The 14534-nt window shown below is 65.8% G+C and carries 16 protein-coding genes; 12 read left to right on the forward strand and 4 right to left on the reverse strand.

What is annotated here, in order from left to right; all coding sequences use genetic code 11:
• The first annotated feature begins 20 nt into the window (after window positions 1–20).
• The 5 genes from glmS (at window position 21) to AC3WLY_RS15965 (ending at window position 3452) form a co-directional block, all read left to right on the forward strand.
• Window positions 21–1838: a glutamine--fructose-6-phosphate transaminase (isomerizing) gene (gene glmS / locus AC3WLY_RS15945; protein ID WP_492310207.1), complete on the forward strand. Its 1818-nt coding sequence runs from the start codon at window positions 21–23 to the stop codon at window positions 1836–1838.
• A gap of 130 nt (window positions 1839–1968) precedes the next feature.
• The gene (locus AC3WLY_RS15950) at window positions 1969–2334 is read left to right on the forward strand and encodes a type II toxin-antitoxin system RelE/ParE family toxin (RefSeq protein WP_072437489.1); all 366 of its coding nucleotides are present in this window, start codon (window positions 1969–1971) and stop codon (window positions 2332–2334) included.
• A complete protein-coding gene (locus AC3WLY_RS15955; RefSeq protein WP_034179231.1) occupies window positions 2327–2647 on the forward strand; it encodes a helix-turn-helix domain-containing protein in 321 nt (106 codons plus the stop codon). Before AC3WLY_RS15950 ends, AC3WLY_RS15955 begins: the two co-directional genes overlap by 8 nt.
• A gap of 92 nt (window positions 2648–2739) precedes the next feature.
• Window positions 2740–3234 carry a hypothetical protein gene (locus tag AC3WLY_RS15960; protein ID WP_492310206.1) on the forward strand — a complete coding sequence of 165 codons (495 nt, stop codon included), beginning with the start codon at window positions 2740–2742 and terminating at the stop codon, window positions 3232–3234.
• Window positions 3234–3452 carry a DUF6566 family protein gene (locus AC3WLY_RS15965; protein ID WP_072437493.1) on the forward strand — a complete coding sequence of 73 codons (219 nt, stop codon included), beginning with the start codon at window positions 3234–3236 and terminating at the stop codon, window positions 3450–3452. Before AC3WLY_RS15960 ends, AC3WLY_RS15965 begins: the two co-directional genes overlap by 1 nt.
• 92 nt (window positions 3453–3544) lie before the next feature.
• Here the strand turns inward: AC3WLY_RS15965 and AC3WLY_RS15970 are convergent, their stop codons facing one another.
• Complete coding sequence (locus AC3WLY_RS15970; protein WP_492310205.1) at window positions 3545–4381, reverse strand: FTR1 family iron permease; 837 nt, start codon at window positions 4379–4381, stop codon at window positions 3545–3547.
• Window positions 4382–4393: 12 nt separating this feature from the next.
• Complete coding sequence (locus AC3WLY_RS15975) at window positions 4394–4726, reverse strand: cupredoxin domain-containing protein (protein WP_034179235.1); 333 nt, start codon at window positions 4724–4726, stop codon at window positions 4394–4396.
• A gap of 347 nt (window positions 4727–5073) precedes the next feature.
• Here AC3WLY_RS15975 and AC3WLY_RS15980 point away from each other — a divergent pair, with 347 nt between their 5' ends.
• Window positions 5074–5274 (forward strand): heavy-metal-associated domain-containing protein, encoded by a 201-nt coding sequence (locus AC3WLY_RS15980; RefSeq protein ID WP_047899211.1) that lies wholly within the window; start codon window positions 5074–5076, stop codon window positions 5272–5274.
• Between the two features lie 63 nt (window positions 5275–5337).
• Here the strand turns inward: AC3WLY_RS15980 and AC3WLY_RS15985 are convergent, their stop codons facing one another.
• Both AC3WLY_RS15985 and AC3WLY_RS15990 read right to left on the reverse strand, forming a co-directional pair.
• Entirely contained in the window at window positions 5338–6828 is a 1491-nt protein-coding gene (locus AC3WLY_RS15985; RefSeq protein WP_310135489.1) for an aldehyde dehydrogenase, read from the reverse strand.
• 84 nt (window positions 6829–6912) lie between these two features.
• The gene (locus AC3WLY_RS15990; protein ID WP_072437665.1) at window positions 6913–7464 is read right to left on the reverse strand and encodes a cupin domain-containing protein; all 552 of its coding nucleotides are present in this window, start codon (window positions 7462–7464) and stop codon (window positions 6913–6915) included.
• A gap of 411 nt (window positions 7465–7875) precedes the next feature.
• Here AC3WLY_RS15990 and AC3WLY_RS15995 point away from each other — a divergent pair, with 411 nt between their 5' ends.
• The 6 genes from AC3WLY_RS15995 to AC3WLY_RS16020 all read left to right on the forward strand — a co-directional run bounded on the left by AC3WLY_RS15995 (window position 7876) and on the right by AC3WLY_RS16020 (window position 14527).
• Window positions 7876–8100: a hypothetical protein gene (locus AC3WLY_RS15995; protein ID WP_072437498.1), complete on the forward strand. Its 225-nt coding sequence runs from the start codon at window positions 7876–7878 to the stop codon at window positions 8098–8100.
• Window positions 8101–8383: 283 nt separating this feature from the next.
• Entirely contained in the window at window positions 8384–9169 is a 786-nt protein-coding gene (locus AC3WLY_RS16000) for a gamma-glutamyl-gamma-aminobutyrate hydrolase family protein (protein WP_492310204.1), read from the forward strand.
• A 28-nt stretch (window positions 9170–9197) separates the two neighbouring features.
• The gene (locus AC3WLY_RS16005; RefSeq protein ID WP_492310203.1) at window positions 9198–10535 is read left to right on the forward strand and encodes a glutamine synthetase family protein; all 1338 of its coding nucleotides are present in this window, start codon (window positions 9198–9200) and stop codon (window positions 10533–10535) included.
• Window positions 10536–10573: 38 nt separating this feature from the next.
• A complete protein-coding gene (locus AC3WLY_RS16010) occupies window positions 10574–12007 on the forward strand; it encodes an aspartate aminotransferase family protein (protein ID WP_492332692.1) in 1434 nt (477 codons plus the stop codon).
• A 61-nt stretch (window positions 12008–12068) separates the two neighbouring features.
• Window positions 12069–13184 carry a polyamine ABC transporter substrate-binding protein gene (locus AC3WLY_RS16015; protein ID WP_072437505.1) on the forward strand — a complete coding sequence of 372 codons (1116 nt, stop codon included), beginning with the start codon at window positions 12069–12071 and terminating at the stop codon, window positions 13182–13184.
• A 188-nt stretch (window positions 13185–13372) separates the two neighbouring features.
• Entirely contained in the window at window positions 13373–14527 is a 1155-nt protein-coding gene (locus tag AC3WLY_RS16020; protein ID WP_175963374.1) for an ABC transporter ATP-binding protein, read from the forward strand.
• Window positions 14528–14534: the final 7 nt, after the last annotated feature.

The raw sequence follows: 14534 nt of genomic DNA on the forward strand, positions 1-14534 counted from the left end.
CTTACAGGACTGACCCATTCATGTGCGGCATTGTCGGCGCAGTTGCGCAGCGTAATATCGTTCCGGTGCTGATCGAAGGATTGCGGCGCCTCGAATACCGTGGCTACGACTCGTGCGGCGTCGCCGTGCTCGAGCCGGGCGCTCCGAAGCGCGCGCGCAGCGTCGCGCGCGTCGCCGATCTCGACGCGCAGGTGCGCGAATCGCACCTCGAAGGCACGACCGGCGTCGCGCACACGCGCTGGGCGACGCACGGCGCGCCCGTCACGCACAACGCGCACCCGATCTTCTCGTCGGACGCGCTCGCGCTCGTCCACAACGGCATCATCGAGAACTTCGAGCCGCTGCGCGAAGCGCTGCGCGCGAAGGGCTACGAATTCGTGTCGCAGACCGACACCGAAGTGATCGCGCACCTCGTGCACAGCCTGTACCGCGGCAACCTGTTCGACGCGGTGCGCGAAGCCGTGCGGCAGCTGCACGGCGCGTATGCGATCGCCGTGATCCACAAGGACCAGCCGCACACCGTCGTCGGTGCGCGCCAGGGTTCGCCGCTCGTCGTCGGCCACGGCGACGGCGAGAACTTCCTCGCGTCCGATGCGCTCGCGCTCGCGGGCAGCACCGACCGCTTCACGTTCCTCGAGGAAGGCGACGTGTGCGAGCTGTCGCTCGACGGCGTGAAGATCGTCGACCGCCACGGCGCCACCGTGCAGCGCGAAATCCGCGTAGTCAGCGCATACGGCGGCGCGGTCGAGCTGGGCCCGTATCGCCACTTCATGCAGAAGGAAATCTTCGAGCAGCCGCGCGCGATCGGCGATACCGTGCCGCAGACCGACGCGTTCGACGCGACGCTGTTCGGCGACGCCGCGCCCGCCGCGTTCGTGGACATCGACAGCCTGCTGATCCTCGCGTGCGGCACGAGCTACTACTCGGGCCTCACCGCGAAGTACTGGCTCGAATCGATCGCGAAAATCCCGACCCAGGTCGAGATCGCGAGCGAATACCGCTACCGCGAGTCGGTGCCGAACCCGCGCCAGCTCGTGCTCGTGATCTCGCAGTCGGGCGAGACGGCCGACACGCTCGCGGCGCTCAAGCATGCGCAGTCGCTCGGCCACACGCATACGCTCGCGGTCTGCAACGTCGCGACGAGCGCGATGGTGCGCCTGACCGAAATGCAGTTCCTGACGCACGCGGGCACCGAGATCGGCGTCGCGTCGACCAAGGCGTTCACGACGCAGCTCGTCGCGCTGTTCGTGCTGGCCGCGACGCTCGGCAAGCTGCGCGGGCACGTCGACGCCGCGCAGGAAGCCGAGTTCCTGAAGCAGCTGCGCCACCTGCCGGCCGCGCTGAACAGCGTGCTCGCGCTCGAGCCGCAGATCATCGCGTGGTCGGAGGAATTCGCGCGCAAGGAAAACGCGCTGTTCCTCGGCCGCGGGCTGCACTACCCGATCGCGCTCGAAGGCGCGCTGAAGCTGAAGGAAATCTCGTACATCCACGCCGAGGCCTATCCGGCCGGCGAACTGAAGCACGGGCCGCTCGCGCTCGTCACGGAAGCGATGCCGGTCGTCACGGTCGCGCCGAACGACACGCTGCTCGAGAAGCTGAAGTCGAACATGCAGGAAGTGCGGGCGCGCGGCGGCGAGCTGTACGTATTCGCCGATGCCGATACGCAGATCGTCAACGACGACGGCCTGCACGTGATCCGGATGCCGGAACACTACGGGCAACTGTCGCCGATCCTGCACGTCGTGCCGCTGCAACTGCTCGCGTATCACACCGCGTGTGCGCGCGGCACCGACGTCGACAAGCCGCGGAACCTCGCGAAATCGGTGACGGTGGAGTAAGGCAGGACGACCGGGATGGCCCTCGCCGGGCCGTCCCGGCTGCGTATCGGTGAGAAGCAGGCCATTCGGCCAGGTCGAAATATGTACCACGTAGTGGTATATAATCCTGTGCTAACTAGACCGGCCCGACATGCCTGCTTCCGTACGACGCGTCTTCAAGACGAAGTGGTTTCACAAGGCAGCCAGAAAGGCAGGAATCGCCGATGCCGAACTCTGCCGCGCCGCGCGGGAACTGGCGCGCGGCCAGGGCGTCGAGCTCGGCGGCAACGTCTGGAAAAAGCGCCTGGACGGGAATCGGCACCGCGGGATCGTGCTGAGCAAGGTCGGGCAGGCGTGGGTTTTCGTGTTCCTGTTCGCAAAACGCGACAGGGGCAACATCGACGAACGCGAACTGCGCGCCTTCAGAAAGCTCGCCGCGGATGTCGGGCGCCGCACCGACGCCGATATCGCGACGCTGATCGCACTGAAAGAGCTTGTGGAGATTTGCAATGGCTAAGAGTCGATTCAAGAGCGACGCAACGGAGGCGATCCACAGCGCCGCGTCGGGCCTCTATCGCGCAAACCTGATCGACAAGAAAACGATGCGCGAATACGACGATCTCTGCATCGAAGCCGCCCCGCAGTTCGATCCGCAAGCGATCGCCCGCATCCGCAAATCCGTCAACGTCAGCCAGAGCGTATTCGCGCTCTACCTGAATACGACGACGTCGACGATCCGCCAATGGGAACAGGGCGACAAACGGCCGAGCGGCATCGCCGCGCGGATGCTCCAGATCGTCGAGAAACACGGGCTCGAGGTGTTCTCCTGAGCCGACTTCCCCGAATGCGCATAAGCGGCCGACCGAACGCGGTCCGCACCGGACACCGCGACGCGAGCCGCAACGAATATGACGGAGAGACAATGGTAAGACTGTTTGGATGCGGATTGCTGGCGCTGACGTTCGCGTCGACGAGCTGGGCCGCCGAGCACTACGTCGAGGTCTGGAACCCGCCCGAGGCGCGACGGCCGGCGGCCCGTACGCCGGAAGGCCGTACGCCGGAAGGCCGTACGCCGGACGCCCATACGCCGGCCGCGCACGCGGGCGCCGATGCACGCGCCGGCAAGAGCGCCGAGAAGCACGCGAGCGCAACGCCGAAAGCCGCTGCGAAACCGCACAAGCGTCGTGTCACGCAAACCGTGAAAGCCGGCTCGCCTCGCCCGCCCGCCGCGGCCGAGGCGCCGGTCGCACCGCGCCCCGTCGCGCAGCCCGCGCCGGGCCGTCTCACGGTGATGCAGCCCGCCGGCCCCGACGAGACGCACGCGCTCAACTTCTCCGACATCCCGCGGCAATACACGCCGGACGGCAACGTGCTGCGGGTCGGCACGCACAACCGCTCCGCGGAGGTGACTCGATAATGGAAGCGCAAAACTACCTCGGCTACCAGATCTGGGGCCACGCGATCCTGCAGCAGGACGAGATTCTGCAGCCCGAACGCTTCGCGGCGAGCGGCACGATCACGCAGAACAACAAGCTCGTCGAAGCGTCCGGCGTGCTCGGCGTATTCGACACCGAGGACGACGCGCGCGAGGCCGGGCTCGAATGGGCCCGCGCGTGGATCGACAGCCACCGCTGACCGGCGCGCAGCCGACCTCGGGCTGACCGCGAGCCGCAAACGAAAGAAGGGGCGTCATGGACGCCCCTTCTTTCGTTCAAACCCGGGAAAACTCACGCGGCATGCCGTGGCGGCCTCATCGTCGCATGCGGACGACCGACGAACCGCGTCAGCACGACGATCGCCGCCAGCGTCGCGACGTACGCGGCGATCTGGATGCCCGCCGGACGCGCGGTATAGCCGATCAGCGTATGCAGCGCCTTGCCGACGATGCTCGACTCCTTCAGCAGCCACGACGTGTCCCAGATCGCATCGCCCCACGACGGCACGAGGCCGGCCGCCAGCAGGAAACCGACGCACTGGCTCGCCATCCCGGCCGCCAGCAGCACGATCAGCCCGTTGGTGACGGAGAACAGGCGCTTCAGCGGAATCTGCAGCAGGCCCGCATACATCGCATAACCGAGCCCGGCTCCGCCGAGCACGCCGAGCAGCCCGCCGACGATCATCTGCGGCGTCTGCCCCGGATCGCCCGCGGCGATGCCGTACAGGAACAGCACGGCCTCGGAGCCTTCGCGCAGCACCGCGACGCCGACCACGATCGCCAGCCCCGTCAGCGGCCGGCTGCCGGCCGCGACGGCCCGTCCGACTTCGCCCATGTGCAGCGCCATCTCGCGGCCGTGCCGGCTCATCCAGATGCAGTGCCAGGCCAGCATCAGCGTCGCGACGAACATCACGCCCGCGTTGAATACTTCCTGCCCCATGCCGGACGCCCACTGCGAGATCACGTCGGCGAACGCCGCGATCAGGCCCGCGCCGACCACGCCGCCGACGAGCCCGCCGCCTACCCACCAGCCGCGCCGCGGCACGCCCTTCGTGGCGGCCATCACGATCGAGACCACCAGCGCGGCCTCGAGCACTTCACGAAAGACAATCAGCGCGGTAGACAGCATGGCGGGATTCGCTTACTTGACGGTCAGGTGGGTCTTCGACTGCGCTTCGTGATACTCGTCGTGAAACTCGTAGGTGCCGGCCTTCAGCGGCCCGACCAGGATCTCGGCCGACTTGCCGGCGGGAATGACCTTCTCGGCCTTGAAGTCGTCGCTCTCGAATTCCGCGGGCGTCGCATCGAGGTTCTTCACGACGAACTTCACTTTCTTGCCGGCCGGAATCGTCACGCCATCGGGCGAAAACTTGTGGTCCTTCAGCGTCAGGTTGACGACGTCGTCGGCGGCGAATGCGGTGGCGGCCGACGCGCCCAGCAGGACAGCGGCGAAACCCAGTGCGAAACGGTTCATGTACGTAATGAAATGGAATGTCGAAGGACATTGATAGTAAGATCGATTCGCATTTCCATATCGCGTACCCTTACCAGCATTATGGAGATAGCGCTTCACACATGCGCACCGCGCGTTGCCAGGCAAGGCGCTCGTCGCACGACGGCGGCCGCGCATCGGCGTCAATCGGGAAAGATTCCGACTGACGCATGCGACTGCCCCCCTATTTGTCTGACCTCACCCTGACGAATCATTTCGCCGCGCCGGGCGACAACGCATGCATCAGGCGGCATGAATGCGCTTGACCCTCCCACCATGGCAAGCTTCATGCTGACCATGCTCGTCAATCGTCAACTCAGGAGAACACGATGGAATTCGAAGTCCAGGACATGACCTGCGGCGGCTGCGCCAATGCAATCACGCGCGCGGTGACGGCCGCCGATCCCGCCGCGAAGCTCGACATCGACGTCGCGACGAAGATCGTCAAGGTCGAATCGGCGCAAGGCGCCGAGCGCGTGCAGTCGATCATCGAGGCCGCCGGCTTCCACCCCGCGCTGCGCACCGCATAACGCGTGCTTCTGGCTGCGGACCGCGGGCGAACCGCCTGGCGGCGTTGCGCCCGCGGCACCGCGTCAGCGCAGCCGGATCAGCGTCGACTTCAGCTCGGTGTACTTCTCGAGCGCATGCAGCGACTTGTCGCGGCCGTTGCCCGACTGCTTGTAACCGCCGAACGGGAAGTTCATGTCGCCGCCCTCGTCGTAGCAGTTCACCCACACCGTGCCCGCGCGCAGCCGGCGCGACACGTCGTGCGCGGTCGTCAGGTTCGACGTCCATACGGCCGCGGCCAGCCCGTATTCGGTGTCGTTGGCGATCCGCACGGCCTCGTCGACGTCGTCGAACACGATCACCGACAGCACGGGCCCGAAGATCTCCTCGCGCGCGATCTTCGCATCGGGCTTCACCTCGAACACCGTCGGCTCGACATAGAAGCCGCCCGTCTCCTCCTTCACGCGCGCACCGCCCGTGACGAGCCTGCCTTCGCTGCGCCCCGCCTCGATATAACCGAGCACGCGCTCGAGCTGGATGCCGTCGACGATCGCGCCCATCGACACCGACGGATCGAGCGGGTTGCCGGGCACGTAAGCCCGCGCGGCCGCCACGAGCTTCTCGATGAATACGTCCTTGATGTCGCGATGCACGAGCAGCCGCGAGCCGGCCGTGCACATCTCGCCCATGTTGTAGAAGATCGCGCCGGCCGCGGCCTGCGCGGCGCGGTCGAGATCGGGACAATCGGGAAGCACGATGTTCGGCGACTTGCCGCCGAGTTCGAGCCATGCGCGCTTCAAATTCGACTGCGCGGCGTACTGCATGATCAGCTTGCCGACCGCCGTCGAGCCGGTGAACGCGATGCAGTCGACGTCGCGATGCAGCGCGAGCAGCTTGCCGGGAACGCCCGCGCCCGGCACGACGTTGAACACGCCTGCCGGGATGCCGGCTTCGTATGCGAGCTGCGCGACGCGGATCGCGGTCAGCGGCGATTTCTCCGACGGCTTCAGCACGACGCTGTTGCCGGCCGCGAGCGCGGGGCCGAACTTCCATGCGGCCATCAGGATCGGGAAGTTCCACGGCACGACGGCCGCCACCACGCCGACCGGCTCGCGCGTGACGAGACCGACGAGATGATGATCGGCCGGCGCGACTTCGCCGCCGACCTTGTCGATCGCTTCCGCAAACCATTCGACGCAATACGCGGCGCCCGGCACGTCGACCGTCGTCGTGTCGCCGATCGGCTTGCCCGCGTCGAGCGTCTCGAGCAGCGACAGTTCGTCGAGATGCTCGTGCATCAGCGCGGCCCAGCGCAGCAGCACGGCCTTGCGCGCACGCGGGTTCAGGCCGGCCCATACGCCCGCGTCGAACGCGCGGCGCGCGGCCGCCACCGCCGCGTTCACGTCGGCTTCGCCGCATTCGGCGACCTTCGCCAGCACGCGGCCGTCGATCGGGCTCACGCAGTCGAACGTCTTGCCTCCTTGCGCGTCGCGCAACGCGCCGTCGATGAATGCGCGCCCTTCGATCTCGAGCGACGCCGCCTTGTCCTGCCAGTCAGCCAAAGTCAACTTGTTCATCAGGATGCCTCAATGTTGTGGCATTCGCGGTGCGACGCGCCGCGCGCATCATGCGCGGCCGGCCGCGAATGCGGTGACGCGCGGTCAGAAGGTTGCCGGCGAATTGGCCGACACGACCTCGCAGATCTGTTCCGCGCTGGGATTGCGAAAACGGTGCGGCAAACGGCTTTCGAAGTAGTAGCCGTCTCCGGGGTCGAGCAGCCACGTCGCGCCGTCGACGGTCAGCTCGAGCCGACCCGATACGACGACGCCGCCCTCGTGCCCCGCGTGCACGAGCATCTCGGGGCCCGTATCGGCGTGCGGCTGGTAGATCTCGCGCAGGATGCACATGTTGCGGTCCTTCACGCTCGCGCCGACCAGATGAAACGCGAGCGTGTCGTTGCCGAGGTTCGGCATCTCGGCGCGACGCGATACGACCGTGCGCGATTCGACGAGCTCGAACGTAAAGAACTCCGCGAGACTCATCGGGATGCATTCGAGCAGCTTCTTCAGCGAGCCGACCGACGGGCTCACACGGCCCTGTTCGATCAGCGAGATCGTGCCGTTGGTCACGCCGGCGCGCTTCGCGAGTTCGCGCTGCGACAGGCCATGCTTGTTGCGCACGAAACGCAGGCGCTCGGCGACTTCGGTGGACATCGATTCGGTTTCGGACACGATAAGTGCGATGACAAAGTGAAACGACGCAGTGGACAGCCGTTGAATATTCTAATCACTTTATGCCGTGCATCAGCGGGGAAAACCCTGAAAGGCGTTCGAAATAATGAACACCGTTCCGATTATTCCTTTTGTGAATCTTTGTTTTCACTGCTCGGGAAAGCCCTGATACAGGACCGTTAAAAAACATTTGACGCCGTTTTTGACTCGTATATGCTGGCTCTCAGGTCAGCGTCATTTGGCTTTCACAGGCAGCAAAACGCGTTATTGCAACGCAAAAATTGCTGCCCATCATGTAAATGACGTGTAACCGGCGCCTTGATTATTTTAAACGCCCAGCGCGTCGAAACGGTCAGGTGTTCAATACTTTCAACAACCCAGTCGAGTGTAATCGTGAGAGTCCGTGGCCCTCTGGTGAGGTGGGATCGAAGCGTGGCGCGAAGTTCGCGCAGCGCGGCGTCCCCTTCCGATGGCAGTTGCGGCTGGCATAGTCCTCGCCTGCAGCATCTGTCGATCTACACCATCCTGTCCCGTCGTTCCGTTCGGCGCCACAACGCCGTTTCCGCACGCGCATTCGTCGCCGTCGATACCGACGAAGTGGCGTCGCTGCTGCCGTAGCGCCTCTCCTTTCTTTACGTCGTTCGTTTCGTTTGCCGATTCGCCAACCGCATCGTCCATGCGGTGACGGAACGCGTTCGCGCATTCGTTGCCGCGTCGCGTATCGCATCCGAACGAACGACGGCCTGATCGTCGCGCGCAGCGCGGATCGCCACGTCATCCCGCTGCGCCCATTCACCAGCGGCCTTGCGCTCTGCGCCAGGCTGCGGGGCCGTGTCGTGCCTGCGTTTTGCAGTATCAGACCCGACGCACGCCACAGCCCTACGGATTACTGATTGACGTCATGGAAAGGAAACCTCTCGTCGGCATCACCGCCGACCACACGCAAATCGGCGCACACGCGTCGCATACGGTCGGCGACAAATACGTCGCCGCGATCGTCGACGGCGCGCAGGCGCTCGCAATGGTGCTGCCCGCGCTCGGCGAGCGCCAGTCGGCTGACGACATCCTCGACACGGTCGACGGCCTGCTGTTTACCGGCAGCTACTCGAACGTCGAGCCGCACCTGTACGGCGGCGAGCCGAGCGCACCCGGTACGAAGCACGACCCGGCACGCGACGCGACGACGCTGCCGCTGCTGCGTGCGGCGATCGCCGCGGGCGTGCCGGTGCTCGCCGTCTGCCGCGGCTTCCAGGAGCTGAACGTCGTCTACGGCGGCACGCTGCACCAGCGCGTGCACGACGTGCCGGGCCTCGCCGATCACCGCGAGGACGACGCCGCGCCGATGGACACGCAATACGGCCCCGCACACGTCGTGCACCTGACGCCCGGCGGCAAGCTGCATGCGCTCGCCGGCGGCCGCGATGAAGTGCGCGTGAACTCGCTGCACCAGCAGGGCATCGCGCAGCTCGGCTCCGGCCTCGCCGTCGAGGCCGTCGCGCCGGACGGCCTGATCGAGGCCGTCAGCGTCGTCGATGCCCCGGCTTTCGCACTCGCCGTGCAATGGCACCCGGAATGGCGGCATGCACAGGATCCGCTGTCGAGCGCGATCTTCCGCGCCTTCGGCGACGCCTGCCGCGCCCGCCGCACTGCCCGCACGCGCGCCACGGCCGCCGCCGCGCTCGCCTGAGCGCGCCGCCCCACTTACGAGAACAGACATGCAAGACATCGAAAGTTTTCTGAAGCAACACCGGATCACCGAAGTCGAGGCGATCATTCCCGACATGGCCGGCATCGCGCGCGGCAAGATCACGCCGCGCAACAAGTTCACGTCCGGCGAATCGATGCGGCTGCCGCAGGCCGTGATGGTGCAGACCGTCACCGGCGAATATCCGGAAGACGGCTCGCTGACCGGCGTGACCGATCCCGACATGGTGTGCGTGCCCGACGAGTCGACGATCCGCCTGATCCCGTGGGCCGTCGACCCGACCGCGCAGGTGATCCACGACTGCGTGCACTTCGACGGCTCGCCGGTCGAGATCTCGCCGCGCTACGTGCTGCGCCGCGTGCTCGAGCTGTACAACGCGAAGGGCTGGAAGCCCGTGGTCGCACCGGAACTCGAGTTCTATCTGGTCGACATGAACAAGGACCCCGACCTGCCGCTGCGCCCGCCGGTCGGCCGCACGGGACGCCCCGAAACGGGCCGCCAGTCGTATTCGATCGAGGCCGTCAACGAGTTCGATCCGCTGTTCGAGGACATCTACGAGTACTGCGAAGCACAGAACCTCGACATCGACACGCTGATCCACGAAGTCGGCGCCGCGCAGATGGAGATCAACTTCATGCACGGCGACGCGCTGTCGCTGGCCGACCAGGTGTTCCTGTTCAAGCGCACGGTGCGCGAGGCCGCGCTGCGTCATAACATGTACGCGACGTTCATGGCCAAGCCGATGGAAAACGAGCCGGGTTCGGCGATGCACGTGCACCAGAGCATCGTCGACGAGGAAACGGGCCAGAACCTGTTCACGTCGCAGGAAACCGGCGGCGCGACGTCGATGTTCTACAACTACCTCGCGGGGCTGCAGAAGTACACGCCGGCGCTGATGCCGATCTTCGCGCCATACATCAACTCGTATCGTCGCCTGTCGCGCTTCATGGCCGCGCCGATCAACGTGCAGTGGGGCTACGACAACCGCACGGTCGGCTTCCGCATCCCGCACTCGGGCCCGTCGGCGCGCCGCATCGAGAACCGGATTCCGGGCGTCGACTGCAATCCGTACCTCGCGCTCGCCGCGACGCTCGCGGCCGGCTACCTCGGCATGACGCAGCGCCTGGAGCCGACCGAGCCGCTCGTCAGCGACGGCTACGAACTGCCGTACCAGCTGCCGCGCAACCTCGAGGAAGGGCTGACGCTGATGGCCGCGTGCGAGCCGCTCGGCGAAATCCTCGGCCAAAAGTTCCTGAAGGCGTATTTCGCGCTGAAGGAAACCGAATACGAAGCGTTCTTCCGCGTGATCAGCTCGTGGGAACGCCGCCACCTGCTGCTGCACGTCTAAGCGCGCGCACAACCGCCATACGGAATCACGGAGGAAACATGACTTACCGCAACGAATCTGCCTGGATCCAGCCGGCCGCGCCGGCCGTCGCGCCGCGCGCGACGCAGGCACGCTCGACCGCCGAATACCGCGCGCTCGACGCCGCGCACCACATCCACCCGTTCTCGGACATGGGCGCGCTGAACCGCGCGGGCAGCCGCGTGATCGTGAAGGCCGACGGCGTCTACCTGTGGGACTCGGACGGCAACAAGGTCATCGACGGGATGGCCGGCCTCTGGTGCGTGAACGTCGGCTACGGCCGCAAGGAACTCGCCGATGCCGCGTATCGCCAGCTGCAGGAACTGCCGTTCTACAACACCTTCTTCAAGACGACGCACCCGCCGGTGATCGAACTGTCGGCAATGCTCGCGGAAGTGACGCCCGCCGGCTTCAACCACTTCTTCTATTGCAACAGCGGCTCGGAAGGCAACGACACCGTGCTGCGCCTCGTGCACCAGTACTGGCGCGTGCAAGGCAAGCCGCAGAAGAAGTACGTGATCTCGCGCAAGAACGGCTACCACGGCTCGACGATCGCGGGCGGCACGCTCGGCGGGATGGGCTACATGCACGAGCAGATGCCGTCGAAGGTCGAGCACATCGTGCATATCGATCAGCCGTATTTCTTCGGCGAAGCGCAGCCGGGCGAAACGCCCGAAGCGTTCGGCCTCGCGCGTGCGCAGCAGCTCGAAGCGAAGATTCTCGAACTCGGCGCGGAGAACGTCGCGGCGTTCATCGGCGAGCCGTTCCAGGGCGCGGGCGGCGTGATCTTCCCGCCGTCGACGTACTGGCCGGAAATCCAGCGGATCTGCCGCAAGTACGACATCCTGCTGGTCGCCGACGAAGTGATCGGCGGCTTCGGCCGCACCGGCGAATGGTTCGCGCACCAGCACTTCGGCTTCGAGCCGGACCTGATCACGATGGCGAAGGGCCTCACGTCGGGTTATGTGCCGATGGGCGCGGTCGGGATCCACGAGCGGGTTGCACGCCCGATCATCGACAACGGCGAATTCAACCACGGCCTCACGTACTCGGGCCATCCGGTCGCCGCGGCCGTCGCGGTCGCGAACCTGAAGCTGCTGCGCGACGAAGGGATCGTCGAGCGCGTGAAGAACGACACGGGCCCGTACTTCCAGGCGCTGATGCGCGAAACCTTCGCGCGTCACCCGATCGTCGGCGAAGTGCACGGCCACGGCCTCGTCGCGAGCCTGCAGCTCGCCGAAGCGCCGGCCGAACGCCGCCGCTTCGCGAACGGCGGCGACGTCGGCACGATCTGCCGCGACTTCTGCTTCAACGGCAACCTGATCATGCGTGCGACCGGCGACCGGATGCTGCTGTCGCCGCCGCTCGTGATCTCGCGTCAGGAAATCGATGAACTCGTGTCGAAGGCGAAGAAGGCCGTCGATGCAACCGCCCAGCAACTGGGTATTTCGTAACGGCCTTGCCTACAGGCGTGCGGCGGGCGCCGCACGCTGCCATAACCAGGGGAACTCCACCATGCGTGCCTGCTTTCTTCGCCAAGCCTGTTCCGTTGCCGCCCTCGCCGCCGCGGCAGCGTTCACGTCGGTCGCCAGCCCGTCGGCGCATGCCGACGAGCTGAATGTCTACAACTGGTCCGACTACATCGCACCGGACACGATCCCGAACTTCCAGAAGCAGACGGGCATCCACGTCAAGTACGACAACTACGACAGCGACGATACGCTCCAGGCGAAGCTGCTTGCCGGCAGTTCGGGCTACGACATCGTCGTGCCGACGTCGAACTACATGGCCAAGCAGATCCAGGCCGGCGTGTACCAGAAGCTCGACAAGTCGAAGATCCCGAACCTCGCGAACCTCGACCCGCTGCTGATGAAGATGATCTCGGATGCCGATCCGGGCAACCAGTACGGCGTCCCCTGGGCCTACGGCACGGACGGCATCGGCTACAACGTGCAGGCAGTGAAGAAAGCGCTCGGCGACAACGCGCCCGTCGACAGCTGGGCACTGGTGTTCGATCCGGCCAACATGGCGAAGCTGAAGGGCTGCGGCGTGTCGTTCCTCGACCAGGCCGTCGACGTGTTCGCCGCCACGCTGCAGTACATGGGCAAGGATCCGAACAGCAAGAACCCCGGCGACTACCAGGCTGCATTCGAAGTCCTGAAGAAAGTCCGCCCGTACATCACCCAGTTCAACTCGTCCGGCTACATCAACGACCTCGCGAACAACGACGTGTGCGTCGCGCTCGGCTGGTCGGGCGACGTCGGCATCGCACACCGCCGCTCGTCGGAAGCGAAGCGCTCGTACGACATCAAGTTCTCGAACCCGAAGGAAGGCGGCCTGCTGTGGTTCGACGTGATGGTGATCCCGAAGGATGCGCCGCACCCCGAGGCCGCGCTGAAGTGGATCAACTACGTCTCCGACGCGAAGGTCAACGCGGCGATCACCAACACGGTGTTCTACCCGACCGCGAACAAGGCCGCGCACCAGTTCGTCACACCGGCCGTCGCGCAGGACCCGACCGTCTATCCGCCTGAAGACGTGCTGAAGAAGATGGTGCTGATGAAGCCGATGCCGGCCGACATCCTGCGCCTCGAGAACCGTCTGTGGGCGCAGCTGAAAACCGGCCACTGATCGCCATGCATCACGGCGGCGCAGGCATCGCTCCACGCCTGCGCACCTGAGATTCGCGGACCTCCGTCCGCCCGCGCGCGCCGCGCGCACTGTTCCATCCGGCACGAGCCGTTGTCCGCGAGTCGCGTTGCGCGCCTCGTGCGGGGACGCTCACGCCTGCAATCCGTGAAGAACGAATGGTGACTCCCATGCAATCGATACCCTCTTCCGCTGCTGTACGACAGACCCAACCGGCCGCCGCGGCCCGTACGCAAAACGACGCGTTCGTGCGCATCGAAAACGTCGTGAAGAAATTCGGCGACAGTACGGCCGTCGACAACGTGAACCTGACGATCGCGAAAAACGAGCTGTTCGCGCTGCTCGGCAGCTCGGGCTGCGGCAAGTCGACGCTGCTGCGCATGCTCGCCGGGCTGGAAACGGCGACCTCCGGCAAGATCTTCGTCGACGGCGAGGATCTCGCGTCGCTGCCGCCGTACCGCCGCCCGGTGAACATGATGTTCCAGTCGTACGCGCTGTTCCCGCACATGACGGTCGAATCGAACGTCGCGTTCGGCCTGAAGCAGGAAGGCACGCCGAAGAACGAAATCAAGGAGCGCGTGGCCGATGCGCTCGCGCTCGTGCAGATGAGCAAGTACGCGAAGCGCAAGCCGCATCAGCTGTCCGGCGGCCAGCAGCAGCGCGTCGCGCTGGCGCGCTCGCTGGTCAAGCGCCCGAAGCTGCTGCTGCTCGACGAGCCGATGTCCGCGCTCGACAAGAAGATCCGCCAGAAGACCCAGCTCGAACTCGTGAACATCATCGAGAAGGTCGACGTGACCTGCGTGATGGTCACGCACGACCAGGAAGAGGCGATGACGATGGCGAGCCGGCTCGCGGTGATGAGCGAAGGCAGGATCGTGCAGATCGGCACGCCGGGCGAGGTGTACGAATTTCCGAACAGCCGCTTCTCCGCCGAATTCATCGGCTCGACGAACCTGTTCGAAGGCCGTGTCGTCGAGGACGAGCCCGATCACATCTTCGTCGAAAGCGACGACCTCGAGGCGCGCATGTACGTGAGCCACGGCGTGACGGGCCCGCTCGGGATGCCGGTCGGCATCTCGGTGCGCCCGGAGCGCGTGCACGTGTCGCGCGAGAAGCCGGGTTCGAAGCACAACTGGGCGCGCGGCGTCGTGACCGACATCGCGTACATGGGCGCGTACTCGCTGTATCACGTGCGCCTGCCGAGCGGCAAGACGGTCGTGTCGAACCTGTCGAGCTCGCATCTGTTGACCGACGCGGCACCGGCCTGGAACGACGACGTGTTCGTGTCGTGGTCGCCGGCCAGCGGCGTCGTGCTGACGCAGTGAGGACGAC

Source organism: Burkholderia sp. FW306-1C-G01B, assembly GCF_058781685.1.

What these genes read in the sequence shown, in the direction of transcription:
- AC3WLY_RS15950 (WP_072437489.1), top strand. Translation starts at nt 1,969, where the DNA reads ATGCCTGCTTCCGTACGACGCGTCTTCAAGACGAAGTGGTTTCACAAG.
- AC3WLY_RS15955 (WP_034179231.1), top strand. Translation starts at nt 2,327, where the DNA reads ATGGCTAAGAGTCGATTCAAGAGCGACGCAACGGAGGCGATCCACAGC.
- AC3WLY_RS15960 (WP_492310206.1), top strand. Translation starts at nt 2,740, where the DNA reads ATGGTAAGACTGTTTGGATGCGGATTGCTGGCGCTGACGTTCGCGTCG.
- AC3WLY_RS16010 (WP_492332692.1), top strand. Translation starts at nt 10,574, where the DNA reads ATGACTTACCGCAACGAATCTGCCTGGATCCAGCCGGCCGCGCCGGCC.
- AC3WLY_RS16015 (WP_072437505.1), top strand. Translation starts at nt 12,069, where the DNA reads ATGCGTGCCTGCTTTCTTCGCCAAGCCTGTTCCGTTGCCGCCCTCGCC.
- AC3WLY_RS15980 (WP_047899211.1), top strand. Translation starts at nt 5,074, where the DNA reads ATGGAATTCGAAGTCCAGGACATGACCTGCGGCGGCTGCGCCAATGCA.
- AC3WLY_RS15970 (WP_492310205.1), bottom strand. Translation starts at nt 4,381, where the DNA reads ATGCTGTCTACCGCGCTGATTGTCTTTCGTGAAGTGCTCGAGGCCGCG.
- AC3WLY_RS15985 (WP_310135489.1), bottom strand. Translation starts at nt 6,828, where the DNA reads ATGAACAAGTTGACTTTGGCTGACTGGCAGGACAAGGCGGCGTCGCTC.
- AC3WLY_RS16005 (WP_492310203.1), top strand. Translation starts at nt 9,198, where the DNA reads ATGCAAGACATCGAAAGTTTTCTGAAGCAACACCGGATCACCGAAGTC.
- AC3WLY_RS15990 (WP_072437665.1), bottom strand. Translation starts at nt 7,464, where the DNA reads ATGTCCACCGAAGTCGCCGAGCGCCTGCGTTTCGTGCGCAACAAGCAT.
- glmS (WP_492310207.1), top strand. Translation starts at nt 21, where the DNA reads ATGTGCGGCATTGTCGGCGCAGTTGCGCAGCGTAATATCGTTCCGGTG.
- AC3WLY_RS15975 (WP_034179235.1), bottom strand. Translation starts at nt 4,726, where the DNA reads ATGAACCGTTTCGCACTGGGTTTCGCCGCTGTCCTGCTGGGCGCGTCG.
- AC3WLY_RS16020 (WP_175963374.1), top strand. Translation starts at nt 13,373, where the DNA reads ATGCAATCGATACCCTCTTCCGCTGCTGTACGACAGACCCAACCGGCC.
- AC3WLY_RS15965 (WP_072437493.1), top strand. Translation starts at nt 3,234, where the DNA reads ATGGAAGCGCAAAACTACCTCGGCTACCAGATCTGGGGCCACGCGATC.
- AC3WLY_RS16000 (WP_492310204.1), top strand. Translation starts at nt 8,384, where the DNA reads ATGGAAAGGAAACCTCTCGTCGGCATCACCGCCGACCACACGCAAATC.